This window comes from Pseudoalteromonas sp. APM04 (assembly GCF_022809815.1).
GTDB lineage: Bacteria > Pseudomonadota > Gammaproteobacteria > Enterobacterales > Alteromonadaceae > Pseudoalteromonas > Pseudoalteromonas marina.
The window spans coordinates 2,160,544-2,185,071 of sequence record NZ_CP094441.1 but is presented as its reverse complement, the minus strand read 5'-3'; the positions used below and the strand labels follow the sequence as shown (position 1 = coordinate 2,185,071).

24 protein-coding genes and 1 tRNA gene are annotated in these 24,528 nt (G+C 38.3%); 19 read left to right on the top strand and 6 right to left on the bottom strand.

The features are described from left to right. Positions 1-85: 85 nt before the first annotated feature. A complete protein-coding gene (locus tag MTP24_RS10115) occupies positions 86-1,498 on the top strand; it encodes a sigma 54-interacting transcriptional regulator (RefSeq protein ID WP_243531025.1) in 1,413 nt (470 codons plus the stop codon). A 151-nt stretch (positions 1,499-1,649) separates the two neighbouring features. Continuing rightward, the gene (ccoG, locus tag MTP24_RS10110) at positions 1,650-3,029 is read left to right on the top strand and encodes a cytochrome c oxidase accessory protein CcoG (RefSeq protein ID WP_058429125.1); all 1,380 of its coding nucleotides are present in this window, start codon (positions 1,650-1,652) and stop codon (positions 3,027-3,029) included. Between the two features lie 28 nt (positions 3,030-3,057). On the opposite strand, the gene MTP24_RS10105 is transcribed toward ccoG, so the two are convergent. After that, positions 3,058-3,495, bottom strand: coding sequence for a hypothetical protein (locus MTP24_RS10105; RefSeq protein WP_243531023.1), 438 nt, complete (start codon positions 3,493-3,495; stop codon positions 3,058-3,060). A gap of 80 nt (positions 3,496-3,575) precedes the next feature. After that, a complete protein-coding gene (locus MTP24_RS10100; RefSeq protein ID WP_243531021.1) occupies positions 3,576-4,493 on the bottom strand; it encodes a M14 family metallocarboxypeptidase in 918 nt (305 codons plus the stop codon). 240 nt (positions 4,494-4,733) lie between these two features. On the opposite strand from MTP24_RS10100, the gene MTP24_RS10095 reads away from it, so the two are divergent. Both MTP24_RS10095 and MTP24_RS10090 read left to right on the top strand, forming a co-directional pair. Further along, on the top strand, positions 4,734-6,371 hold the full coding sequence (locus MTP24_RS10095) for a cyanophycinase (RefSeq protein ID WP_243531019.1): 1,638 nt from the start codon (positions 4,734-4,736) through the stop codon (positions 6,369-6,371). A 103-nt stretch (positions 6,372-6,474) separates the two neighbouring features. Continuing rightward, positions 6,475-6,723 (top strand): hypothetical protein, encoded by a 249-nt coding sequence (locus tag MTP24_RS10090; protein WP_243531017.1) that lies wholly within the window; start codon positions 6,475-6,477, stop codon positions 6,721-6,723. A gap of 147 nt (positions 6,724-6,870) precedes the next feature. Here MTP24_RS10090 and MTP24_RS10085 read toward each other — a convergent pair whose 3' ends face one another. Then, positions 6,871-7,455 carry a hypothetical protein gene (locus MTP24_RS10085; RefSeq protein WP_243531014.1) on the bottom strand — a complete coding sequence of 195 codons (585 nt, stop codon included), beginning with the start codon at positions 7,453-7,455 and terminating at the stop codon, positions 6,871-6,873. Positions 7,456-8,110: 655 nt separating this feature from the next. Between MTP24_RS10085 and MTP24_RS10080 the strand changes: the two genes are divergently transcribed. The 8 genes from MTP24_RS10080 to bamE all read left to right on the top strand — a co-directional run bounded on the left by MTP24_RS10080 (position 8,111) and on the right by bamE (position 14,545). Next, entirely contained in the window at positions 8,111-9,505 is a 1,395-nt protein-coding gene (locus MTP24_RS10080) for a tyrosine-type recombinase/integrase (protein ID WP_243531012.1), read from the top strand. Beyond that, positions 9,492-10,298: a hypothetical protein gene (locus tag MTP24_RS10075; protein ID WP_243531010.1), complete on the top strand. Its 807-nt coding sequence runs from the start codon at positions 9,492-9,494 to the stop codon at positions 10,296-10,298. Before MTP24_RS10080 ends, MTP24_RS10075 begins: the two co-directional genes overlap by 14 nt. Positions 10,299-10,403: 105 nt before the next feature. Beyond that, complete coding sequence (locus MTP24_RS10070; protein ID WP_243531007.1) at positions 10,404-10,595, top strand: helix-turn-helix domain-containing protein; 192 nt, start codon at positions 10,404-10,406, stop codon at positions 10,593-10,595. A gap of 2 nt (positions 10,596-10,597) precedes the next feature. Beyond that, complete coding sequence (locus MTP24_RS10065; protein ID WP_243531006.1) at positions 10,598-11,140, top strand: hypothetical protein; 543 nt, start codon at positions 10,598-10,600, stop codon at positions 11,138-11,140. 97 nt (positions 11,141-11,237) lie between these two features. Next, positions 11,238-11,462, top strand: a complete 225-nt coding sequence (locus MTP24_RS10060) for a hypothetical protein (protein WP_243531005.1) — start codon at positions 11,238-11,240, stop codon at positions 11,460-11,462. Further along, the gene (locus MTP24_RS10055; RefSeq protein WP_243531003.1) at positions 11,455-12,486 is read left to right on the top strand and encodes a hypothetical protein; all 1,032 of its coding nucleotides are present in this window, start codon (positions 11,455-11,457) and stop codon (positions 12,484-12,486) included. Before MTP24_RS10060 ends, MTP24_RS10055 begins: the two co-directional genes overlap by 8 nt. Further along, the gene (locus tag MTP24_RS10050) at positions 12,483-13,808 is read left to right on the top strand and encodes a virulence-associated E family protein (protein WP_243531001.1); all 1,326 of its coding nucleotides are present in this window, start codon (positions 12,483-12,485) and stop codon (positions 13,806-13,808) included. Before MTP24_RS10055 ends, MTP24_RS10050 begins: the two co-directional genes overlap by 4 nt. Positions 13,809-14,185: 377 nt before the next feature. Next, positions 14,186-14,545 (top strand): outer membrane protein assembly factor BamE, encoded by a 360-nt coding sequence (gene bamE, locus MTP24_RS10045; protein ID WP_243530999.1) that lies wholly within the window; start codon positions 14,186-14,188, stop codon positions 14,543-14,545. A 54-nt stretch (positions 14,546-14,599) separates the two neighbouring features. Here the strand turns inward: bamE and MTP24_RS10040 are convergent, their stop codons facing one another. From MTP24_RS10040 to MTP24_RS10025, 3 genes are all read right to left on the bottom strand, one after another. Then, positions 14,600-15,523, bottom strand: coding sequence for a YbjQ family protein (locus MTP24_RS10040; RefSeq protein WP_243530997.1), 924 nt, complete (start codon positions 15,521-15,523; stop codon positions 14,600-14,602). A gap of 602 nt (positions 15,524-16,125) precedes the next feature. Further along, positions 16,126-16,202: transfer RNA gene (locus tag MTP24_RS10030), tRNA-Pro, on the bottom strand. Positions 16,203-16,312: 110 nt separating this feature from the next. Next, complete coding sequence (locus MTP24_RS10025) at positions 16,313-16,936, bottom strand: arylesterase (protein ID WP_138740760.1); 624 nt, start codon at positions 16,934-16,936, stop codon at positions 16,313-16,315. Here MTP24_RS10025 and MTP24_RS10020 point away from each other — a divergent pair, their 5' ends adjacent. The 7 genes from MTP24_RS10020 to tolR all read left to right on the top strand — a co-directional run bounded on the left by MTP24_RS10020 (position 16,937) and on the right by tolR (position 24,524). Then, complete coding sequence (locus MTP24_RS10020; protein ID WP_010557244.1) at positions 16,937-17,650, top strand: ATP-binding cassette domain-containing protein; 714 nt, start codon at positions 16,937-16,939, stop codon at positions 17,648-17,650. Continuing rightward, complete coding sequence (locus MTP24_RS10015; protein WP_243530992.1) at positions 17,640-20,141, top strand: FtsX-like permease family protein; 2,502 nt, start codon at positions 17,640-17,642, stop codon at positions 20,139-20,141. Before MTP24_RS10020 ends, MTP24_RS10015 begins: the two co-directional genes overlap by 11 nt. Before the next feature lie 129 nt (positions 20,142-20,270). Next, positions 20,271-20,795, top strand: coding sequence for a crossover junction endodeoxyribonuclease RuvC (gene ruvC, locus MTP24_RS10010; protein WP_008131991.1), 525 nt, complete (start codon positions 20,271-20,273; stop codon positions 20,793-20,795). 2 nt (positions 20,796-20,797) lie between these two features. Further along, positions 20,798-21,415, top strand: coding sequence for a Holliday junction branch migration protein RuvA (ruvA, locus tag MTP24_RS10005; protein WP_006794477.1), 618 nt, complete (start codon positions 20,798-20,800; stop codon positions 21,413-21,415). A gap of 7 nt (positions 21,416-21,422) precedes the next feature. Continuing rightward, positions 21,423-22,430: a Holliday junction branch migration DNA helicase RuvB gene (gene ruvB / locus MTP24_RS10000; RefSeq protein WP_039037913.1), complete on the top strand. Its 1,008-nt coding sequence runs from the start codon at positions 21,423-21,425 to the stop codon at positions 22,428-22,430. 974 nt (positions 22,431-23,404) lie between these two features. Further along, positions 23,405-24,109 carry a protein TolQ gene (gene tolQ, locus MTP24_RS09995; protein ID WP_006794475.1) on the top strand — a complete coding sequence of 235 codons (705 nt, stop codon included), beginning with the start codon at positions 23,405-23,407 and terminating at the stop codon, positions 24,107-24,109. Then, on the top strand, positions 24,096-24,524 hold the full coding sequence (gene tolR / locus MTP24_RS09990; RefSeq protein ID WP_006794474.1) for a protein TolR: 429 nt from the start codon (positions 24,096-24,098) through the stop codon (positions 24,522-24,524). The genes tolQ and tolR overlap by 14 nt, the downstream gene beginning before the upstream one ends. The last annotated feature ends 4 nt before the right edge of the window (positions 24,525-24,528 follow it).

The window sequence follows — 24,528 nt, the reverse complement described above, 5'->3', positions numbered from 1 at the left end:
GCTGAGCTAATATCGATACAAAGTTACTGGTGCAGTAATGTGTTAAAGTTGTCATAATACTCGTGATATTTCGCGAGGCGTAGTTATGATAAAGCAATTTTTAAACGATCCAAAGTTATTACTTAATGCCGTGGGTGAGGGAATTTACGGATTCGACTTGTCTGGAAACGCTGTATTTGTAAACCCAGCAGCAGAGCGCATGACAGGGTGGAAGGCAGAGGAGCTACTAGGAAAAAAAATACATCAATATCATCACCATACTCGTGCCGATGGCACGCCTTACCCTGCAGATGAGTGTCAAATTTACTGTACCATGTTTGATGGTAAACGCCGTGAAGTTAACAATGAAGTGTTTTGGCGCAAAGACGGTAGCTCGTTTGCTGTTGAATATACATCCACCCCAGTGTATCGAAAAAATCAACTTATTGGTGCCGTTGCTATTTTTCGTGATATATCGCAGCAGCAACAAACCCAAAATGATTTACAAAACGCACTTAAAAAAATAAAGCAGCTGAGTGAGCAGTTAAAAGACGAGAATAGCTATTTAATAGCAGAGTTAAATCAGGACTGGCAAGACTCTGGGCTTGTAGGGCAAAGCCATGTGTTCCAAACCATGTTAGATCAAATCAAATTAGTGAGTGAAACCGACACTACCGTGCTTATTCTGGGAGAAAATGGCACAGGTAAAGAGCTAGTAGCACGCAATTTATATAGGTTAAGCAAACGCAGCAAGCATGCCTTTATTAAAGTAAATTGTGCAGCTTTTACACCGAGCTTATTGGAGTCTGAGCTGTTTGGGCATGAGAAAGGCGCTTTTACGGGGGCTAACGAACGTCGTAAAGGCCGATTTGAACTGGCCGATAAAGGCACACTTTTTTTAGATGAAATAGCCGAATTACCTCTAGAATCACAAAGTAAGCTACTAAGAGTGCTACAAGAGCAAGAATTTGAACGGGTTGGTGGTAGCCAAACTTTGAGTGTAAACATTCGAGTTATAGCGGCTACAAACCGCGACTTGTGGCAAATGGTGCAAAAGGGCAGTTTTAGAATAGATTTATATTATCGACTTAATGTATTTCCTATTAAAGTGCCAGCCCTCAGAGAGCGAAAAGAAGATATTCCTTACTTATGCAGCAACCTCATACAGCAATTAAATAAACGCTTAGGGAAGCAGTTAAAAGGGCTAAGTAAAAAAGCAGTTACTAAGCTTCAAGCCTACGATTGGCCTGGTAACATAAGAGAGCTGCAAAATGTACTGGAGCGAGAAGCCATTTTGTCTAAACAATCTGTTTTACAGCTCAATCAACCACTCAATGGTGACACTACTCAAAATGTTGACGAGTCTCTTACCCTCGATGAGGCTCAAAGGCTGCATATAAGCCGTGTTTTAACACTGTGTAACGGGCAAATTTCGGGAAGTAAAGGTGCTGCACTTAAGTTAGGGTTACCTGAAAGTACACTTCGCTCAAAAATGAGAAAGCTAGGAATTAATAAATAATCGCGATATATAACGTTTTTCGTTATATGTCGCGATTGGTAAAAGCGTGTAAATTATAAAGTTATTTAATATCAATAGATTAAATAAAGTTTCAGTTTGGTCTGAAAGTTGCAAATACTTAAACAACATCCGTTCTAATTAAGTAAGTAACATGAAGTTTGATATTAAAGAGCAAGACATGATCATTAAGCCCTATAACTCAGGGCCAATTTATATTCGCGAGCAAAAAGGCTTTTTTCAACGTATACGCCGTAATTTAGGCTGGTTGCTAATGTTAACGTTTATTGCCATTCCATGGATTCAATATAACGGTCAGCAGGCTGTACTGTTAGATGTCGCAACACAAACCTTTACTATTTTTGGATTAACACTTCTTCCTCAAGACTTTATGATTTTAGCCATGCTTTTTATGGTGGGAGCCTTTGCGTTATTTTTTGTTACTAATTGGCTTGGCCGAGTTTGGTGCGGTTACACGTGCCCGCAAACAATATGGATGTTGATGTTTACATGGGTTGAGCAACGAATAGAAGGTACACGCAATCAGCGCATTAAATTAGATAAGTCAAAATGGACATTTAGCACGTGGCGTAAAAAAATAGCTAAACACAGCGCGTGGATAGTTATTTCGGTTTTAACAGCGACCTCATTTATGGCGTATTTTATTCCGGCTAAAAATTTATACCTAGGCATGCTTACGTTTGATTGGTCTGGCATTACCACATTTTGGGTGCTTTTTTTTGCTGGGTGTACGTACGGTAATGCTGGTTTTTTAAGAGAAAAAATGTGCACCATTGCATGCCCGTATTCTCGTTTTCAGTCAGTGATGTTTGATAAAGATACCTTAGTTGTTACTTATGATGCTGAACGAGGAGAAAACCGTGGACCAAGAAAGCGTAAAGCTGATCCAAAGTCATTAAACCTAGGCGATTGTGTAGACTGTAATTTATGTGTGGAGGTATGCCCTGCGGGTATTGATATAAGAAATGGCTTGCAATATGAGTGCATAAACTGTGGTTTATGTATTGATGCCTGCGATGACACAATGAATAAGTTTGGCTACGACAAAGGCTTAATTAAATACGCGAGTGAAAAACAAATGGAAGGTAAAAAAACCAACCCATTTAGATTAAAGCTTGTTGGCTATGGCACGTTAACTGCCTTACTTATCCTATCGATGTTTGCATGGATGATGCAGCGTACACCCATAGAGGCCTCAGTGCTTCGTGATAGAAACGCACTCTACAGAGTAAATTACGAGGGCTTAGTTGAAAACCCATACACACTAACCATCATTAACAAAACACAGCAATCAATGCACTACACAATCGCTATTGAGGGGTTACCTGGGGCAACGCTTAAAAGTCCAAAGGCAACACTCGTACAACCTGGTTTAATGAAAAAAATACCGGTTACGGTTACCGCTGATGGTTACGATATTAAACAAAAAGTAAGTAAATTAAGGTTTGTAGTTACTGCGCAGGAAGATGCGAGTATTACCATCACCAAGGACAGTCAGTTTTATAAAAACTAAGTAGTTAAACGCCAAGTTGATTAAATAATTAATCCGCTTGGCTGTTTTTAAGGTGCTTAATAACGTATTGCTTGGCACTTTCAACCTCACTAAATATACATTTAGTGCCGTCTCTGCCAACGCTATTTAAAACCCGCGACATTTGACTGATTGCGATGGCCGATGTCATTACATACGCGCTGATGAAGCAATTTGCAGCTTGCATTTTTTTGCCAATTTTAGTGAGCAATAACTCGGCTTCAGGCGTCGCTGCTAATACCTTTCGTGAGTCGCTAATATAGCCCCAGGGGTTGCCGTTAAATTGTGCAGTAGTATTAATGAGCTTTTCACCATACACACTTAGAATATCGGTATCGATGCTACCTGAAAATTCAGCAACAATTATGTTGTTATCTACATAAAAATTAACGTTGGCATAGTCATTTTTTAATGAAAAGTCATAATGCTCATTTTTATCTACTTGCAAGGCTTTCTCTCTATTTTATATGACAAACTTATTACTACGTTTAATAAAACACACTTATGATAAACGTAGCAACTAGTAATTTAGCCTTCATTTCGTAAATAATTTAAAGCACTATCAATAACAGCAACTTGCGCTAATATACATTGTTCACTATTGGCTGAAGGGCTATCTGGGTAAACCTCTGTTGTTGTTACAAAAGGAGCATCAGTAAAGCCCATACATAAACCTAATTTGCGTGCTGCGTAATTTATAACGCCAAATTGTTCCTGCGGTACGCCAATTAATGCATTGTTTTCATCGCTTGGTGCAATATGCGTAACCTCTGCAACGCCCTCAATAATCACTTTTTGAAATTCTGGCTCTGGCTTTTTACTGTCAGCAACTAAGTAAAACCCATCAGGAATATTCCAGTTTGTATTAGTTGTGCCTTCACGTGCTGCAAGCGCTGGCCTGAATTCACTGTTATCGGAGTCTGTTGTCTCGTGTAAATCAATGTGTGCTAGTAGATCAATATTTAATGATTTTACATAGGCCATAACAGCAGCAGACTCGTGTGCTGGGCTATTTTCGTAAAAGGAGCGGTTAGGATCTATTGCGCTTGGGTTCCAGCGATTAATTGTTTCATACCCCCAAGGGCTAATACAGGGAGTAATAATTATATTAAAGTGTTTTGAATGTTTTAAAGCAGAGGTTTTTGCAAATCTAAGCGCGCCATGTACACCACTGGTTTCGTACCCATGCACGCCACCGGTAATTAAAACCGTTGGTTTGGTATCATCAAAATTAGGTGTTTGCAGGGCATATAATGGATAACAGCCATCGTTGTAATTAAGCTCACCATATTGCTCAACCGTTAATGTGCCTTTAAGCTCGTTAATTAACGTTAACACTTCATTTTGGTAGCTACGCTTTATAACTTGGCTCGCAAGCCATTGAGCTTTATCGTCGTCGTTCCATTTAGTACCGGGTGTGCCAATTGGGTATGTGCTGTCAGTCATTATAAAGCCTTGGTATATCAATATTTAATGAAATAAAGCGCTAGCTTAACGCTGACTAAAATAGCCTGCAACTTAATGCGATGTATCGATATAATTGAGTTACTTCTTAAAAAACTAATCCAAAGCTGTAATAAATAAAAGTGAATTAAATACACCGTTAGTTATGTAAGCGAGGTATTTAGCCCAAGCCACTAAACTGATAAGCTTGTAGCGCATTTTGCCACTTTTAAGACTATTACTATGAGAAATCAAATTTTATTTAATAAATACATGCTATTAACAGCGATTTTTACACTAATAAGTACTGTGTTTTCGGTTGATTTAGCCGCGCAACAACAAAGCCAAACATTAGTCTTATTAGGATCAGAGCCACGCATGTGCGCTGAGAGTTCGTGTACTAGGAGTGAGAAGGTTGAAAATTTAACCCAAAAATTATACTCACCTACTATTAATAAAATAAAGCTCATAGCAAAAAACTGGCCAACCAGTAGCCTTTCTAATAAAGATGCGACACTAGATGTGCTAAAGCAATTACAAAAGAATGAACCTAAGCATGTGTCAAAGCAAAATTTACTGTGGCAGTGGCGTGACGTAGATAATTTGCAATTAGAAAGCTTATCGGTGCACGAATACAATTATGTGCTTGATATGCTCGAAGTGTCAGAAAGTAAGAATGATAAAAAAATGAATAGCAAAGCAATTAATACTTCACGCTATGAAAATAATGATATTTTACAATTTATTACTGGTAGCCTAAAAGTAAATAGCGCTAAACCGACCATGCTTGTTATTACTGCAGCGCGTCGTGATCCATACGCGTATGCTGAAGCGGCAACATCTCTTTTAGCAGAATCACAAATAAGTACCAAGTGGCTTGCATTAACGCCTGCACTTGCAAAGGCAATAACCACGGGTCGTTGCGATCAACTGCCTTCACTAAGAAACAGCGCTATGCAAGTGTATAACCGAGAGTCAATTTATCCTTCGCAAACTCAAACCGAATACGGCTTGTGTAAAAGTGGAGTAGTTGCATTAACCACATTAATAAAAAACAGTACCGGCGTTATGTTTCATAGTGGCGATACTGCGTTATTGCATAGCGTTTTATTTAATGATGAAAACGAGCCTTACCCATGGACAAATTCACTTATAACAAGCCCGGTTATTGTGGGAATAGGTGAGGGGAGCGCCATACAAGGTAATAGCTTAATTACAAATAAAAACGTAACAAGTACAAATGTACTAAAAGGGGAAACCCTGACCACTAAAAAGGGCTTAGCAACGTTTAATTATGGTGTGTTAAGTACGCACTTTAGTGAGCAAAACCAAACTTTTAAATTGGCCATGATGATTGACACTTTTAGCAACGGTAAAGCTACATCACAGTATGGTTTTGGTGTAGACGAGAATACCGCCTTGGTTGTCATAAAATCGCCAGAAGGTAATTTAATGACGGTCGTAGGTGAAAATGGTGTGGTCCATTTAACTCCCGAGGCAACAAACATTGCTGTGCATCCCCCTGAGCAAAAGACAAATTCAAAACCTCAAAAATACCGCTATTCTTATTGGCCCTCTGGCAGTGTAATTGATGTGAGCAATAACTCATTTACTTTGAGCGAGCGCACATTGGGGAAAACGTTGCCAGCAATTAAAATACCGCCTTTACCAGTTCAGCGTTTTGGGAGCATATTGACGGATGCTAAATTACGCTCTTTGACACAAGCTATGTGCCTCGCTCAAGAGCAAAGTGCGGTTGCTCAGCAAGATGAATTTTTAATTAGCCTGAATACAAATGCTGATACACGCTATGACCGAATAAACACCAAACCATTTGGTTGTGCTGTGAGTAATTTATCGCTGGTGGTCGAGTCGTATTAAGTTTAAGGCGTAAATATTTGGATTTTAAGTATCAGCTCGATAAAATAACCAGCATTACGTATAACCACTTTGCATAAAGCAGAGAAATTAAAAGAGTTTTAAAATGAATAATGAAAGTGATGTAATCGATAACTTAGCTGACTTAGAGGCTTTTTTACTGGAAGTTGAAAGTGGCGGCTATGGGTTAAAAGGGGTATCTGGCGTTGGTATGGCCACTAAAAACTCAGACTGTACCCGTTTTATTGCCGTATTTGATGATAAACAGCAGTTATTATTGGCCCGCGGTATCACCGAAGATGTATATACTAATGGGCAAGATATGGTTCGTAACGGTGTAAAGCCCAAACACTAGTTACATATAAATCAATAAGCGTTGTTTAGCGCTTTTTTTTTTGCAAAATTTAAAATGAGTTGAAACGTAAAGTAAGGCTTAGAAATATAAAAGGTAAGAAACCGATTTAGGCTAAATAAATGAAGGCTTTACTGCATAACTCCCATGTTAACGTATTTCGTTTACTAATTGACCATTTTCATATAATGCCGAGTATTGGCGTTTATGCTCTTCAAATAGGTAAGTTCTTAACTGCTCTTTTCCAGTATTAATACGCGTAATTTTTGCAGCCATTCCTGATTTATTTTGCCTAATAGGCTCTATATCAATTGAAATACACTCTTCGTTTGGTAATGTAAACTGCACGTTTTTCATATTACCCAGTCGGCTGTTATCTTTTAGAGGTTTTAAAAATATCCCTGTGCTAGATATAGACTCAATATAAAAACCTTCGCTTTTTATATTGAGCTGGCTCCAACGCCAACTGCGCTGTGTGCCTTTAGTATCAATAACTTCAGGCGCACTGAGTGTTGGGTTAATAACCCCAGAGGGATCTATTTCTAAATCAAGCGGAAACCACAATTGATAGTGCGCAACTTTTGCTAATAGCGTTAAGCTTGCATTACTTAATAGGTGCGCAATGCCTGCGGGTACACTACTTTGTAAAGTAAGCTTATGATTTGGTTTTACTTCCTGATCTTCTGGCTTAAATAAGTCAGAGATAAAGTTTAATTCTTCAGCTGAAAAGTCCATGTTCAACACCGTAAAAATAAAACCCTATCATATGTTAATTAAATAAAATGCTCAATAAGTGTGCAGACTTATTTGTTTTCTTTACTATAATGAAAAGTTTTGTTGGGATTTTCTGCGAATTAAACGTGTATCGTTAGCCGTGCTTGTTATATTTCATCCAGATTATGCTTAAGCGAATAACAATATACTTAAAGTATATTTAGCGCCTTCATGTGCTTTTAAAAACTAAAAAGGGTTTTGTTACTTTGTTGTTTTATTAAGTTAATAATCAGCACCTGGTGAAATGTCGACACGAAAGGATGGTTTTAAGATATTGCTGCATACTAAGTAAGGACCAATTGATAGGCACTGTTTTTTAGGCGCAATTTGTAGTCATTTAACCGCTGATTTAAGTAATCTCTAAGTAAATTTATTTTTCAGGTTAATACTTTTTTGAAGGTTAATTATAGAAACAGGAGGGAGTTATGAATTGGTCGGTATGGAGAGATTCGAACTCTCGACCCCTGCCACCCCATGACAGTTTTAGCCGTTGTATTTAAAGTTAAATTTAATCTAAACCATTGTTTATAATTAATTTTAGCTTTCTCGTGATTTCAGCAAGTTTCTAAAAATTAAGTTATACTGGCTACACATTGGCTACACGCTCGGGTTCAATATGGCAGATTTAACTTCAATAACACAAGCTAAACTATCGGCATTTAAAAAAAGTGCAACACCGCGACAACAGTTAGGGTGCGATAAAATTTCAGGGTTTTTCTATCTCAAGCTTTCTCATGGTGGCGCATGGCGATTGCGTTATACCGATTTACTTGGAAAGCGCAGAACAGCCACAATAGCAGACGCAAACATAAAACCCAGCCAAGCGGCAGCAGAGGCTATTTCATGGAAGGCCAAACTAAGAGAGGGTATCGATCCGCTTTCATATAAAGAAGGCCTAGCGCAAACACAACGCGAAGAAGAACAATTAAAGGCCGCAAAGACCTATTTAAAAGTCGGTGTGTTTTTTGAGGCAATCTATACCCCGCATAAATTAGATAATTACCGATATGGCGCAGGTACATTAAAAGTAATTAAACATAATTTTGAACACTTATTTAACCGCGAAATGGATAAGCTAAATAGCGCTGATATTTTACAGTGGTATAACAAACGCAGGGCTAAAGGCATAAAGCGCTCTACCTTAGTTCGCGATTTTGGCGCATTCAAAGCCATGCTTAATTATGCCGCCCAACCATTAAAAGGCATAAGTGAGCCTATTCTTAAAGTTAATCCAATTAAAAGCATTACTTTGCCAGCTTTAACTATTAAAGAGCAAGATGAGCTAGAGGCGCATAATGAAAAGCTTAGCCACCAGCGCGATATATTCAGCAATGAAGTTAAACAGCAAATAAACACAGGTTTAGCGCTTTACACTGAAAAGTTAAAACGTCAGAGGCGCTCAAGCATAGCCCACGGCAAAAGCCACCTTATTAATTTAGATAACTTAACGTACCCACACTGGTTTATTCCCTTTTGCCATATTGCACGTTTAACGGGTATGCGCCCATCTGATATATACGCTTTAAAATGGGAAAACTTACTGTTTAATCAATTCAACGACCAAACCACACTTAGCTTTACTCCCAGCAAAACCAAAAAGGCCGAGAATAGCCGAAAAATTAAATTCCCTGTTACGGGCGAACTAAAGCATGTATTTGATAGCTGGGCAGCACAACAAGAACAGGCTAAACATGGCTTAATATTCAAATCAGATCGCACTAACAAAACTTTAGAGCGTAAAGCCCACCTAAGACACTGGAAGCAGGTTAAAGCGCTTGGTGGAGTGTTAGAGGGATTAGATTTTTATTCGTTCCGCCATAACTTTATATCTGAGCTGGTGGCGCGTGGTGTGCCTGTATTAACTATTGCGGGTTTAGTCGGGCATAAGGACGGTTCAATGATTGCAGCTAACTATTTAAGACATGATGAACAAGATACGGCAAGCTATTTAGTGATTTTAGGTCAAAGTTGGAATGATATAAATAAGGAGTCCAAAATTGGAGCGCAGTAATATTACCATTGAAGAGTTGTTAAGAAAATTCTTAGAAAATTGTGTTTTATTACCGATAGCTAGTAAAAATCACAGTTTCATTTTTAGAGAGAGACAAATTTTAATTGATTACCTTTCAATAATTGCTTACCCAAATTTTGATCAGCAAGGAGCTAAAAAAAGAAGGGATTTTGTTGATGCAATTTACACAGCAATATTAAGAGAATATGGGTTGACTAACAAAACTGGCTTAAAGAATTATACAAATGGTAAATCATGGACATCTATTGATAAATCAATAGCCGCGGCGATGAAAAAAATTTATAGGGCGTTTGTTTTATTTCAATGCTTCGAGGAATTTACTACATACAAGAAACATGAACCAGATTCTATTTATTCATGGAATGACTTTCTGATTCGAGGTCTCGCATTCTATCAAAGCTATGAGGGGGGGTATGCCTTTGATCGAACTGAAATTAATTTTCAAGAACTAAAAGAAGATATAATCATGTATCCAGAAGATAAAACAAATAGGCATGGTGAATACACGACTGGGCTGAGAACAATCAGAGGGCATTGGAAGGAAGTTAGGAAAACCCTCCATTTGATAGAGGGGATAGTTAGCTGCTATCGATTAAAAGGTATCGATTCACTTCCCCATATAAAAAGTATGATCGATGAGCCTTTATGGATTTACGATGCAATTGAGAAAAGCGTAGAGGTGGCTGTCAGATATAGCTGTGATAATAAAGAAAAAAACCACCGGATTAATGTAGATTTTTCTGAATTTATTTTGGTTAATTCAAGGTATTAATCGACATATCTATAAGATAAATACAAAGTCGCAACTTTTTACACACCATCGGATAATCACATCTCAAATAATATGTAACCTCTTTTAACAAATGAGGTTACATTTATGAACTTAACAACTCCAAAAGATAATTTACGTTTAAAAGATGCGGCTGCTTATATCGGTGTGAGCAAGCCGACACTTTGGCGTTTGGCTGAGCAAGATCCAAACTTCCCTAAAAAAATCCGCATAAGTAGCCGTTGCTGTATCTATAGGCGATCTGATCTTGAATCTTGGCTAGCGAGCAAGGAGGTATAGCAATGAAATATTTATATGATTTCAACCTTTGTTATATCCCTAAACCAAATACTCAAGCATACAAATTACTCTTATTGCTTTTAGAGAGAGGTAAGGTATCAGAAGCTGAATTAACCCACATTTTTAGTGGTCGACAACGTAGCCCGCTGCAAAGCTTGGGAGGGGATACTTATTGCTGGAATATCATTAACCATACAAATGATAAAGGCGTGATTTTTGCGCGTAGCTTAGACCCAAGGCATAAATCGGGTTCAAAACTAGATGATGCGAAGGCAAGAGCTGAGAGGAAAAGTGAATACAAACGTGACTCTCATAAACTGGCTAAGCAAGGTCGGCTTAGAGAGCCAAAAGCCTTTATTGAATCAATTAGTGCAAAGTCAGAATTAGCTAATTTAGTGAGCAATGCTGCAAATGATGATTACTACAATCAACAAACCCAAAATGAAAAAGCCAATACAGCGCCAACTGTAAAGGCTTCTAGTTCAAATGCTGGTGATGAAAGTTTACAGACTAACCACCAGCCAAAAAAGGAGTCAAAAGAATGAGGCCTTTTAAAAGTTACAAACAAATAAAGCTTGCGGTTGATAAGTTACTTAAATTAGAAGTGAGTGTAAAGCTTAGCGATTTATTAATGATAATTGCATGTCTGATTTTACAGCTAGTAGTATCGATAAATTTATTAATTATCTTACTCAAGTCGGGGGCTTTATGAGAACAAATAAAAAAGCCCTCGTTAAAGGGCTGATTAAATCAATAGATTGCATGTTTAATTATACTCGAAATGAACAGCAATTGCTTAGCCGTTACATAAATACAAACTCATTAACTAATGCTGCTATTTCAAAACGAGGTAATTGTCATGCTTAATTTTTTACATGCTAAAAGTCACAATGTTACCGCTGATTTTACTTATATAAATTGGCATGAGCTAACACTCAAAATTGAAAGGCCTGAAAACTTAGGCGCAATAACACCCAAAGAAGCTAAAGCTAAATCGGCAGTTATAGCGGCTACCGATGCGCCCAATAAAACAAAAGAGTCTATTCTCTTACATGATAAGTTTACACTACTTAGGCTTGATTTAGACGATACTAACCTAGAGTTAAAGACTATTGCCGACATGCTAGAAAGTATGTGTATAGAGTCATACGTAATTCATACAACAGCAAGCCACCAGCAACAAGTCACAACAAATCGGTATAGAGTTTATATAGAACTAGCCGCTTCTATTACTTATGAGGTGTGGGCGGCTATGGAAAGCTATTTAAGCTATGTGTTCATGGCCGATGATTGCGCCAAACGCCCGCAGCAAATTATGTATTTACCTGTACGTTTAAAAGATGACAGCTATCAATTTAAAATTGCAGAAGGGAGGGCGCTGGATGTTGAAAGCTCTCAGCTTTACAAAGACGCACAAGCTTTTGAAGCAGAGCAAAACCAGGAATTAGAAAAGGCTACTAGCCTACCTGTTAAGCCAAGTTATCAAACTCAGTTAATAGGTAAGCAGGTATCTATTATCGATGCTGTGAACAGCGCTTACTCATGGCATGAGTTACTTATTCAATACGGTTACAAAGCACAAGGTAAGGCGTATTTACCACCAGAGTCCACCAGCAAACAGGCAGGTGTTTACATACTAACAAGTAATACAGATGGGAAAGAGCGGTACTATTCTCACCATGAAAATGACCCCTGTGCGACAGGCTTATGTTTAGATAAGTTCGATTTTATGGTGATGCGTTCTTATCAATGTGATTATAAGCGAGCGTTAAAACAAATTGCTGAAACGTATTTTCCTGAGTTGCACAAGCACAACTTAAAAGAATACAAAATCAATAAGCAAAACCAACGTAGTCAGACATTGTTTGCTGGAGATGGGGCTAAGTTATGAGCATAAATGTACCCGCACCACACAACAAGTACGAGATAGATTTACCACAAAATACGGAGTTAGACAGGCCATGCTTTACCGATCTAAAAGAGGACAGCAAAGGTAATGTTAGAGTATTAAACACAAATCAAAATTTAGCTGACTTAGGCAATTTTTGCGGTTTAGGGTTTAGACTCAATATGATGACCTTCAATAACGAAGTGTGTGATATTTTTGGCGACTTAATAGCCGATTCTTACGACAGTATTAATAGTAAACTAATCTCTGCTGCAAACATTTACGGCCTACCTGAAAAAGCGGTAAACACCCATTTAGTTGCTTTATGTGAAGAAACTAAATATCACCCAATAAAGCTATACCTTGATGACGAAAAATGGGATGGCAAAGAGCGCGTTAGTGCCGTTATTAGCTGTTTAAACGCTAAATATGAAGGGTTAGCCGACACAATATTAAAACACTGGCTGGTGGGCTGTGTGGCTTCTCTTTATGAGAAAAATTTTAATAGTAAGCTTGTGCCTGTTTTGCAGGGCAATCAGTCGTTTAGAAAAACGGCGTTTGTTTCTCGCTTTGCTGAAATAATACCACACGCTTTTTTAGAAGGGGCTGCTTTAAATCCCGATGATAAAGACAGTGTACTGTCGTGTATTCGCTCATTTATTGTTGAGCTAGGCGAGCTTGAACGTACCAGTAAAAACTCACAAGGTAGTTTAAAAGCGTTTATCACTAATAAAGTCGATACAGTAAGGCCACCTTATGCAAGGCTCGATATAAAAAAGCCACGGCAAACACATTTTATTGCCACGGTTAACGGTAGCGAGTTTTTAAAGGATGAAACAGGCTCAAGCCGCTTTGCTGTTATTGAAATGGAACAAGCCGCTAACATGAATACACTAAATGAGCTGTTAGGGTGGCACTATGACGGTACAGGCTCATTAAAACAGGTTGACGAGTCACAACTTAAACAGTTTTGGCTTGAGGTTAAGCAGCTTTATTTAGATGGTTATGGCTGGATGCTAAAAGACGAAGATTTGCAGCAAATAGCCAATGTTAACGACAGCTATCAAGATAAGGGTTTTGCATATAGTTACATTTACGATAATTATATAGCACCAGCGAGTAAGATAGACTTTATTAATGAAATAGATAGACCCCAATGTATAAATGGCTGGTTTGCAGCTGGCGAGTTAATTTATGAAGATAAAAAACTTAACTCTTATACAAGCGGTGTTGTAGGCAAGGCCTTGAGGCAGTTAAGCCGTGAAGGTTATCTACAAGCTAAAAAAGCAGGGGGGAATCAAACACGATACAAGCTAAGTAGTTAATAGCCGCTGCTTATATCAACTATTAGATTAGTTAGGCCAAGTTAAGCACTTAAAATTTACCTAACCCCGCTAAAGCCCTTTATTGAAAAGGGCTTTACTTATTTGTGTTAAGTAGTTAAGTAACTTTCTATAAATAATTTAAATAGCGGATTAAATAAGGGGAGTCAGTAATATTGATAAGGGCTACCGAGTATAGAAAAGGCTAATATAAAAAGTTAGCGATTTTACTTAACACCTAACTTAACTGTTTTTTATGATTTTAAAATCAAGATATTAGGAGCAGTTAAGAGTGAAGGTATGGCTTAACTAATTAAATAGTTGTAAATATTCACATGCTTGTATATTTTTATGGTTCATTCAAATAAAAGGGAAAAACTATGAAATATGGATTTTTAATATTATGTGCTTTATTTCTTACTGCTTGCGCTACTGCTAATTACACAACAGGCAGCGACTTTAAAACGGATAAAGTTGACCAAATAGAAAAAGGAGTTACAACTAAAGAGCAAGTTGCAGATTGGTTTGGTGAACCGTATTCAAAAACTGTTATTAATGGTAATCAAGTGAAGTGGCTTTATTTTTATTCTCAGGGAACATCGAAAGCTCAATCTTATGTTTTTACCATGAAAGTTCAAACCGAAGGCACTCAAAAAACATTAGATATATTGTTTGATAATGGCATTGTTTCAAACTATACATACACTAATGGAGCAGCGCCTCAGATGAGTATTAACTAATTTTAAAAGCGGCGTTTTTATATTTTATTAACGCCGCTATCAGCTAACTAGTAATTAAATTAAATCCTCAACTATTACCGCAGTGCCAGAAGCAACAATAAATAACATACCAGACTTCCCACCACCTGACATTTCACTGTAATCTAAATCAATACCAATTACCGCGTTAGCACCTAATGAAAAGGCCTCTTTTCTCAACTCCGCCAAGGCTGTTTTTCGGGCATCTCTGAGCGTGTTTTGTATACTGTTACTTCTGCCGCCAAAGGTGTCAGTGAGGTTAGTCAAAATATCTTTGAATATATTCATGCCATAAGCACACTCGGCCGTTATAACGTCCAGTCTTTTTATTACTTTTAAATTCGATGCTGTTTCAGTGGTAAGAATAATTTCATTAGGAGAGCGAATAATTTTATAGTTATTTGCAGAGATGTTATTTTTTCTTTTTTTTATTTCGCTTGAGGTATTTTCGTCTTTCACTTTTTCATTTAAAGCTGAAAGTTTTTTCTTCAGGTGTATATCTTTTGTCATTTCTATTTTATGAGCTGTTTCTTTGGAAACACTAGTTAAATATTTACCATAGAACAGGACATCATAAGAGGAGTCAGATTCAACAGTCCTCAATCCAGCTATTCCGTAATCTTTTGACTTGAAGCTAAATACAGAAGTAGATAGCCCGATTTTATTGTTGTTTATATCTAATAGGTTATCACTACTATTATTGCTTATTGTTTCACTCTCTTTGATTCCATGCTTTTTATATATACCTGACTGGCTATATAGAGTGATCAAATCACAAAGGAACGTATTGTTATAAAATACAGATGCGACACCTTTGTAACCATCTTTTTTTAATGAAAAGCTAAGTTTACTAATTTCATAAGTTATATTGGTAAAATTATTTGTCAGACCGTTGTCGTTTAAAGTCCATTCGGGTTTTGTGTTTGAAGATTTTGATTGCTGATTGTCTGATAAAAACATGTCCGTCCTTAGTAGTTGTAGTTTTATTAGAGTTACAAAAGAATGCGTCAAACTCAAGGTATTTAGACCTACTTATGCAAAGTAATGTTTATCACTTTTTGAATATTGGCTTGTCTGCCTGTGACTTAACTAAAAAGGGTATAATAAGAACTCACACTGGGGGATATATGAATACAACACATAAAATTAATAACGATAAGCTAATTTTTAAAACGCTGGTGGAGTTGATTAGCCAATCCAGTCGATACAAAAATCCCAGTTACCGTGTTTTAGTTAATTACCTTAATAATAAGGGTGTTAAGACTAGCAGGGGTAATACTTGGACTCGCAAAAGCTTATTTAGGTATCTACAAAGAAACGGCTTTTCGGGTGTGTGGGGGCTACGTAATAGTTTAGAGCAATACACCAAACTAGCTAAGTTTATTTAGGGTATTTTCAGACACCTTAAGAGAGAGATTCGCAACCAGTACGCGCGAACGATTAGAGAGATAAATTTTTAGTTCCCGACTATAAAAAGCAAAAGAGTGGCTACACATTGGCTACACGGAGCGGTTTAGGCTTTAAACAAAGATTTATAAATAGAGGTAAGGTATTGATTTAATTGGTCGGTATGGAGAGATTCGAACTCTCGACCCCTGCCACCCCATGACAGTGCGCTACCAGGCTGCGCTACATACCGACTTTGAGTGCAATAGTACGTGTATTTTTTTAAAAATCAATAAGCGATTGTTTGTTTGGGTGTTTATTAGGCAAGTGAGCTAAAAAGCCCACTTAAGCTAGGTTATTTTTTTAGTCTTTATTTAACCAAGTTTTGATCGAGTCGTACATCTCATCACGTATCAACGGCTGTGCTTTTTTGTTAGGGTGTAATCCATCGTTTTGCATTAGCTCTGGTTTATCAGCGATATTGAGCATAAAAAAGTTTAATAAGTGCGTATTAGTTTTTTCGCTAATTTGGCTAAAGCTATCAGTAAACATTTTGCTGTAGCGAGGGCCGTAGTTAGGTGGAATGTAAATTTCCATTAGCGCGGTCATTGCATTAGCTGCTTGGCTTTTTTGTATCAGCGCGGTCAAATTAGCTTGCATTTTTTTTACCGGAAATCCGCGAAGACCGTCATTTGCACCAAGCTCTATAAGCACGTGTGTTGGTTGGTATTGGGTAAGTAATGCATCTAAACGGCGTAGTGCGCCGCCAGACGTTTCGCCACTAATGCTGGCGTTTACAAGTGCAATGTCGGCTTGCTCGTCATTGTACTTATCTTGTAACAATTTTACCCAGCCTTGCTCTTGTTGTAGGCCATAGGCTGCGCTTAAACTGTCACCAAGTATTAAAATCGTGTTGTCGGCTGCTGCACTCAGCGGTTTGATAACTAAAAATAAAATGAATACTAAACGAAGGATTGAATGAGTCATATGTCAGCGCTTTCTCAATTAAATATAATTCAAGTTAATGGTTTGTCTAAAATAGTAACTACCTTTGAAGGTGAGTTGCCCATCCTCAGCGACATCAGCTTTAATGTCAAGCACGGTGAGTCTGTTGCTATTGTTGGCACGTCGGGATCAGGTAAGTCTACTTTGTTGAGTTTATTAGCGGGCTTGGATACAGCGACTAATGGCGAAATATTTTTAGACGGTGAGCCGCTTCATGATTTAGACGAAGAAGCACGTGCAGCACTTCGTGCCGCTAAAATTGGTTTTGTATTTCAGTCTTTCATGTTGGTGCAAAGCTTAACCGCTCTTGAGAACGTAATGTTGCCTGCAGAATTAGCGGGAAAAAGTGATGCTAAGGAGCAGGCACTTGCTTTGCTTGAAAAAGTAGGCCTAAGCCACCGAACAGATCATTACCCATCTCAGCTTTCGGGTGGTGAGCAACAGCGTGTTGCTATTGCCCGCGCTTTTATTGGCACACCCAAAATTTTATTTGCCGATGAGCCTTCAGCTAACTTAGACAGTAAGAACGGCAAAATGATTGAGTCGCTGCTGTTCGACTTAAATTCTCAACATGGTACAACGCTAATTTTGGTGACGCACGATGAAGGACTCGCTCAAAAATGTGAGCATATTATTCAGATAGAAGCGGGCTTACTTGTAAAAAGTGAAGCAGAGGACGTTGCAAATGTGGGCTAAATTAGCGCTTAAATTATTTGCGCGAGAATTTCGAAGAGGTGAGCTAACGGTAACTAGTGCAGCTATTGCTTTAGCGGTATTAACTGTACTTACCTTGTCTATGGTGACAGATCGAATAGCACAAAGCATTGCACAAAAAAGCAGTGCGTTTATTGCTGCCGACCGAGTATTGGCAAGCAGCCATGCCATTGACACCGCATTTATTGAACGAGCTAAAAGTCAAAACTTACAAACTGCGCAAATGGTGTACTTCGACACCATGTTGTTTGCTAATGATGAAATGCAATTTAGCTCGGTGAAAGCAGCGTCAGACGCATACCCGTTAAAAGGGCAGCTAAAAGTAAAAAACACATTACTGGGTGAAACGGTTATTGCAAACGGCGGCCCAAACCCAGGTAATGTATGGCTCAGTGAGTCTGTTTTTTACTCGCTAAACATTGATATTGGCTCGCAAGTTGAGCTAGGTGCTGCGTTATTTAATGTTGAAAAAGTGATTGTTGAGGAGCCTGATGCGCCATTTAATGTATTTTCAAGTAGCCGTCGTGTATTAATAAATATTGCAGATGTGTCAAAAACAGAGGTTGTTCAGCCTGGGAGCCGTGTTTTTTATCGTCAGCTCTATGCCGGTAGTGAAGACGACATAAACAGCTTTTATGACTGGTTAAAGCCACAAATGAAAGAAAACCAACAATGGTACGGTGTTAAAGATCGTCAATCACCAATTTCAAACAGTTTAAACCGAGCAGAGAGTTTTTTATTGTTAGCGGGTTTACTAGGTATTATTTTGGCTGCAGTAGCGATTGCTGTATCAGCCAAACGATACTGCGAGCGCCAATATGACCCTGTTGCGATGATGAAAACATTGGGCGGCAGTCGCTCAATGATCCGTAAAATTTACATGCTTCACTTATTGCTTGTATGTGCAATGGCTGTGAGTATAGGTTTATTGATTGGTTACGGCTTGCAAGAAATAGCCACCGGATACCTTTCAAAAAGTATGGGAAGCGAATTGCCCATGGGTGGATTTAAGCCTTGGCTTGTAGCAATTAGTACGGGTGTAATTTGCGCCGTTATGTTTTCTATTAAACCGTTATTTGATTTGTTCGATATTCCGCCGCTTAGGGTACTGCGTCGTAATTTAGGTGACAAACTAGCGGTGAGCCGCGTGCACTTGGGTATGAGTGCATTGACCGTGTTTTTGTTAATGTGGTTATTTAGTAACAATATAAAAATAACGCTAATATTATTTATAACCACACTAACTTTAATTGGCGTGTTGTTTTTAATATCTAAACTTATATTTGGCGGTGGCCGAAAACTGGGTTTAAAACCAGGTAATAGTTGGTCATTGGCTATTGCGTCGATTCAAAAGCGTGCCAATGTAAATGCAGTTCAACTTATTAGTTTTTCGCTTGCCATTAAACTGCTTCTGTTTTTAGTTGTGCTTAAAAATGACATGATTGCTGATTGGCAGTCGCAATTACCAAGCGATGCGCCCAATGCATTTTTAGTTAATATTACGCAAAACGACCTTGAACCAATCAATAACTACCTTGCTGAGAAAGACATTTTAGTGTCTGACTTCTACCCAACGATTCGAGGGCGTGTTAACGCGGTAAATGGTGAGTTGGTTGCACGGGAAGTTTCTCTTCAAGACAATGAGAAAAAAGACGAAGAAGCGCGTTCTGGTATTGGCCGTGAGCTAAACTTAACGTGGCTTAAAGATGTACCGGCTCAAAACGAGATAATTCAAGGCGAATGGTTTGGTGAAAACGCAGTGGCCGAGGCATCAGTTGAAGAGTCGATGTTAGAGCGCCTTGATGTTGAAATTGGCGACACACTTACCTTTTTAATTGGCGCGCAGTCGTTCGATGCTAAAATTACCAGCGTTCGTACAGTTAACTGGGCAACGCTCAAACCCAACTTCTTTATTATACTCAGCCCAGATGTACTTAAAGACTTTCCGGCGACTTATATTTCGTCGGTTAGGATAGAACCTGAGCAAAAGCGTGACTTTAGCCAACTGTTGCGCACCTATCCAACCATTACTGCAATCGATGTAGACAACTTTGTAAAGCAAATACAAACCACAATATCGCAAGTTTCACTCGCGATTGGTTTTGTACTTGCCATTGTTGTTTTGTGCGGTGCATTAGTACTCATTTCGCAAGTGCAAGCGAGCTTAGGTGAACGCATGCAAGAAATTGTAATTCTTAGAACATTAGGTGCTAAAAGCCGTTTAATTAAAAATGCGACCTTGTACGAGTTTTTATTATTGGGTGGGTTAGCCGGTTTAGTTGCTGCATTTTTTAGCGACTTAGCGCTTTTGATTGTGCAGCAACAAATGTTTGAACTTACGGGCAAGCTTCATCCACATATATGGATTATAGGCCCGGTTGCTGGTGGTTTATTTGTAGCCGGGTTGGGTTATTTAATGATTGCCCGTACCCTTAAACAAAACACCCAAGGGTTAGTTCGCGCTTTAGGGTAAACTAACTATTATTGCGTTAAAAATGCTCGCTATTTAAGCGAGCATTTTTGTTTTTGCTTGGTACTGGTATTTTATACAGTGCTCTGGCATTATTAGCCTAATTTACAATAAAAACAACGAGAATGTGATTTGGCCATTATTTTAGGGATCGACCCAGGATCGCGTTTGACTGGTTACGGTGTAGTTGCTCACCAAGGTGCTAAATTTACTTATTTAGGCAGTGGTTGTATAAAATTAGCCGATCATCCTTTTCCGGTACGCCTTAAAATGATTTACCAGGGCATCACTCAACTTGTTGAGCAGTTTTCGCCAGAAACGTTTGCTATAGAAAAAGTATTTATGGCTCATAATCCCGATTCTGCATTAAAACTTGGCCAAGCGCGTGGTGCTGCCATTGTGGGTGCTGCAATGGCTGATTTGCCAGTGTTTGAGTATTCGGCAAGGCAAATTAAACAAGCTGTAGTAGGCAACGGTGGTGCAGACAAAAGCCAAGTCCAGCATATGGTAAAAAATATTCTAAAATTACCAGGTACGCCTCAAGCCGATGCAGCAGATGCATTAGCAATAGCAATTTGCCATGCTCATTCAGAACAAAATTTAATTAAACTAGCGGGCAGCGCAAGCAAAACCGTTAGAGGACGCTTAAGGAAATAACAATGATAGGCCGCTTAAATGGTATTTTAGTTGAAAAACAACCCCCCGAAATTTTACTTGAAGTAAGCGGCGTGGGTTATGAAGTACAAATGCCAATGACCTGTTTTTACGACTTACCAAAAGTGGGTGAAAACACGATTGTTTATACTCATTTTGTAGTGCGTGAAGATGCGCAGTTACTGTTTGGTTTTAATAATAAAACAGAGCGCGCATTATTTAGAGAGCTTTTAAAAGCTAATGGGGTAGGGCCAAAACTCGGGCTCGCTATTTTATCGGGAATGTCGGCGCAACAGTTTGTTAGCTGTGTAAATAATGAAGATGCTACATCGCTGGTTAAATTACCGGGTGTGGGTAAAAAAACAGCTGAACGTTTAGTGCTTGAGATGAAAGACCGTCTAAAAGATTGGGGTAATGATTTATTTACACCATTTAGCGATAGCGCAGTGATAGAGCCTCACAGCGATGCATTAGTGGCTAATAATGCAGCGGATGATGCAGTTTCTGCACTTGTTGCATTAGGGTATAAATTGCCACAGGCACAAAAAGCAGTAAAATCGGTGAGTAAACCGGATATGTCTACTGAGGTTCTTATAAAAGAATCTTTAAAATCGATGTTGTGAGTAACCCATGATTGAAGCGGATCGCTTAATTGACGCGACTGAAAAAACAAATGAAGACTCGATTGACCGAGCAATTAGGCCAAAACTGTTGGCTGATTACCGAGGTCAACCGCATGTTAAGCAGCAAATGGAAATATTTATTGAAGCTGCACGCAGCCGCGATGAAGCGCTTGATCATTTATTAATATTTGGTCCGCCAGGTTTAGGAAAAACCACGCTGGCGAATATTGTAGCAAACGAATTAAACGTAAATATTAAAACCACCTCAGGACCTGTACTTGAAAAAGCAGGCGATTTAGCGGCACTTCTTACAAACCTTGAAGAAGGTGATGTACTGTTTATCGACGAGATCCACAGGTTAAGCCCACAGGTTGAAGAAATACTTTACCCTGCAATGGAAGACTATCAGCTTGACATAATGATAGGTGAAGGCCCTGCTGCACGTTCTATCAAACTGGATTTGCCGCCATTTACGTTAATAGGCGCTACAACGCGTGCAGGTTCACTCACATCGCCACTACGTGACCGTTTTGGCATAGTGCAGCGTTTGGAGTTTTATTCAGTAGAGGATTTATCGCATATAGTGGGCCGCTCAGCTCATTATCTTGATTTAGAAATGTGTGACGATGGGGCTAGTGAAATAGCTAAACGGTCACGGGGTACGCCGCGTATTGCTAATCGTTTATTGCGCCGTGTGCGAGATTATACTCAGGTTAAATCTGACGGCACTGTAAATGCAGACGTTGCCCAGCAAGCACTCGACATGATTGATGTAGATAAAAGCGGTTTTGATTATATGGATCGTAAATACTTACTAGCCATCATTGAGAAATTTATGGGTGGTCCCGTAGGGCTCGATAATTTAGCCGCTGCCATTGGTGAAGAGCGTGAAACAATAGAAGATGTTATTGAACCGTTTTTAATTCAACAAGGGTTTATTCAGCGCACACCGCGCGGACGTATTGTGTCTGACAATGCGTACCATCATTTTGGCTTGTTACCTAAAAAAGACTAATTTTAAACACCTTTCCTAAACCCTTGCTAAAAATAACCGTTAGCAAGGGCACGTCCGTTTATAACGTATTTTATCTACTAAAAGTCATTTGCTTTACCATTAACTAGCCTGAATTCTGGTTAACCAACAATTCACAGGGCGTTAAGGCGTATGTCGCTATTGTGCCTTTCATAAAATTCAACTTAGTCAGTGCTGACTATGGCTGGCTAGGTTTAGTTCTAAATTTCTGCCTCAATAAACAATATTAAATGAATCTGTATATTTTGGTCTAGGCTAAATTTCAGATAAAAAAAAGCCCGCAAATAATGCGGGCTAACAACAAGTTAAAGGAAGTAATCTGGGGGAACCATGTTTTACACTGTTAGGTTTTATCCAAATAGAGTAAAACAATGTAATACGACTTAAAATCATATTACTAAGAACAGGACATAATGAAACAGTTTCATTTAATGCGCTAGCTCGGTATGGAAGAATAATACGGAATATCTAAAAATTGTTCAAACTAGAAAATTTGTTTTTTCGGATTAAAAAAACTAATGTTTTTAGTTTTTTTGTAGTTTGTAATTTGTTTGTTAAATAATCATATATTTTATAAGTTAATGAAAAATATTGCTTAAGTATATTTTTATATGATTGTTCGGTATTAGTTTTAGTATTCTGGCAGGTAACGTTAACGTGGTTTTGCGTGTTTATGCATTGATTTTGAATAAATGCCGTGTTTTATGATGTTTATTTATATAATTACGCAGCTAAACCTGAGTTTTTACTTTGTTTGAATAAATATTTATATAACTAGGCATAAAAAATAAACAACATAGCCGATTTTTAACGTTTTTTGTTGGCTATTCATAGCAATATCGTTGTTAGTTTGAAATGGACTCGATACACTAGTTGCAACTAAATGACCTTAGTTGCGGTCATAATTGCACAAATCATTACAATTGACGTATTTTGATACTATTTAGGAGTTTAATGTGGGATCAGGGCTTAATTTTTTGGATCTAATTTTAGAAGCCAGTTTGCTTGTACAATTAGTAATGTTAGGGCTAGTTGCCATGTCGGTTATGTCGTGGGCTATTATTTTTCAACGTAAAAAAGCAATCTCTGATGCGCTTTCGAATGCTAAAAAGTTTGAGCAAAAGTTTTGGTCAGGTATTGATTTAAGTAAACTTTATAACGAAATTTCATCTCGTAGTGCTCAATCTCATGGTATTGAGGCGTTATTTACAGCAGGCTTTAAAGAATTTGCGCGTCATAAAAAAAATACATTTCAAGGCGCAAGTATAGTAATGGAAGGTACGCATCGTTCAATGCGTGTAGCGTTGTCACGTGAAATCGAAAAAATTGAAAAAAGCCTATCGTTCTTGGCAACGGTCGGTTCTATAAGTCCTTACATCGGTTTATTTGGCACTGTGTGGGGTATTATGAATGCCTTTATTGCATTGGGTGAAGTAAAACAAGCCACATTACAAATGGTTGCTCCGGGCATAGCTGAGGCTCTAATTGCTACGGCAATGGGCTTATTTGCTGCAATTCCTGCCGTAATTGCTTATAACCGTTTTTCAAACAGTGTTGAAAAGCTTGAATCTCACTACATCAACTTTATGGAAGAGTTTGCTAATATTTTACACCGTCAAGCAGCTACACAAATAGAGGCACAAGCGAATGTATCATCGTAAAAAACGCCGCCCAGTAGCAGAAATTAATGTAGTACCTTATATCGATGTAATGTTGGTGCTGCTTATTATTTTCATGGCGACTGCACCACTAATTACTCACGGTGTAAAAGTAGATTTACCAAAAATGGAAGAATCTGATTTAGTTGATACAAAAGATACACCACCAATCATTGCGTCTATTGATGCTGAGGGTAAATATTACGTCAGTGTAGGTACTGATCCAGAGGAACCAATGGAAGCACTCGATGTAGCCGCTGTGATTAAATTGCAGTTAATGAAAAATCCAGATGTACCTGTAATGATTAAAGGTTCTGGTAAAGTTTCTTATCAAGAAGTGTTATTGCTAATGGATTTTTTGAAAAACGCAGGTGTGCCGTCAGTGGGATTGATGACCGAATCCTTTGAGGGGAATTAACTGG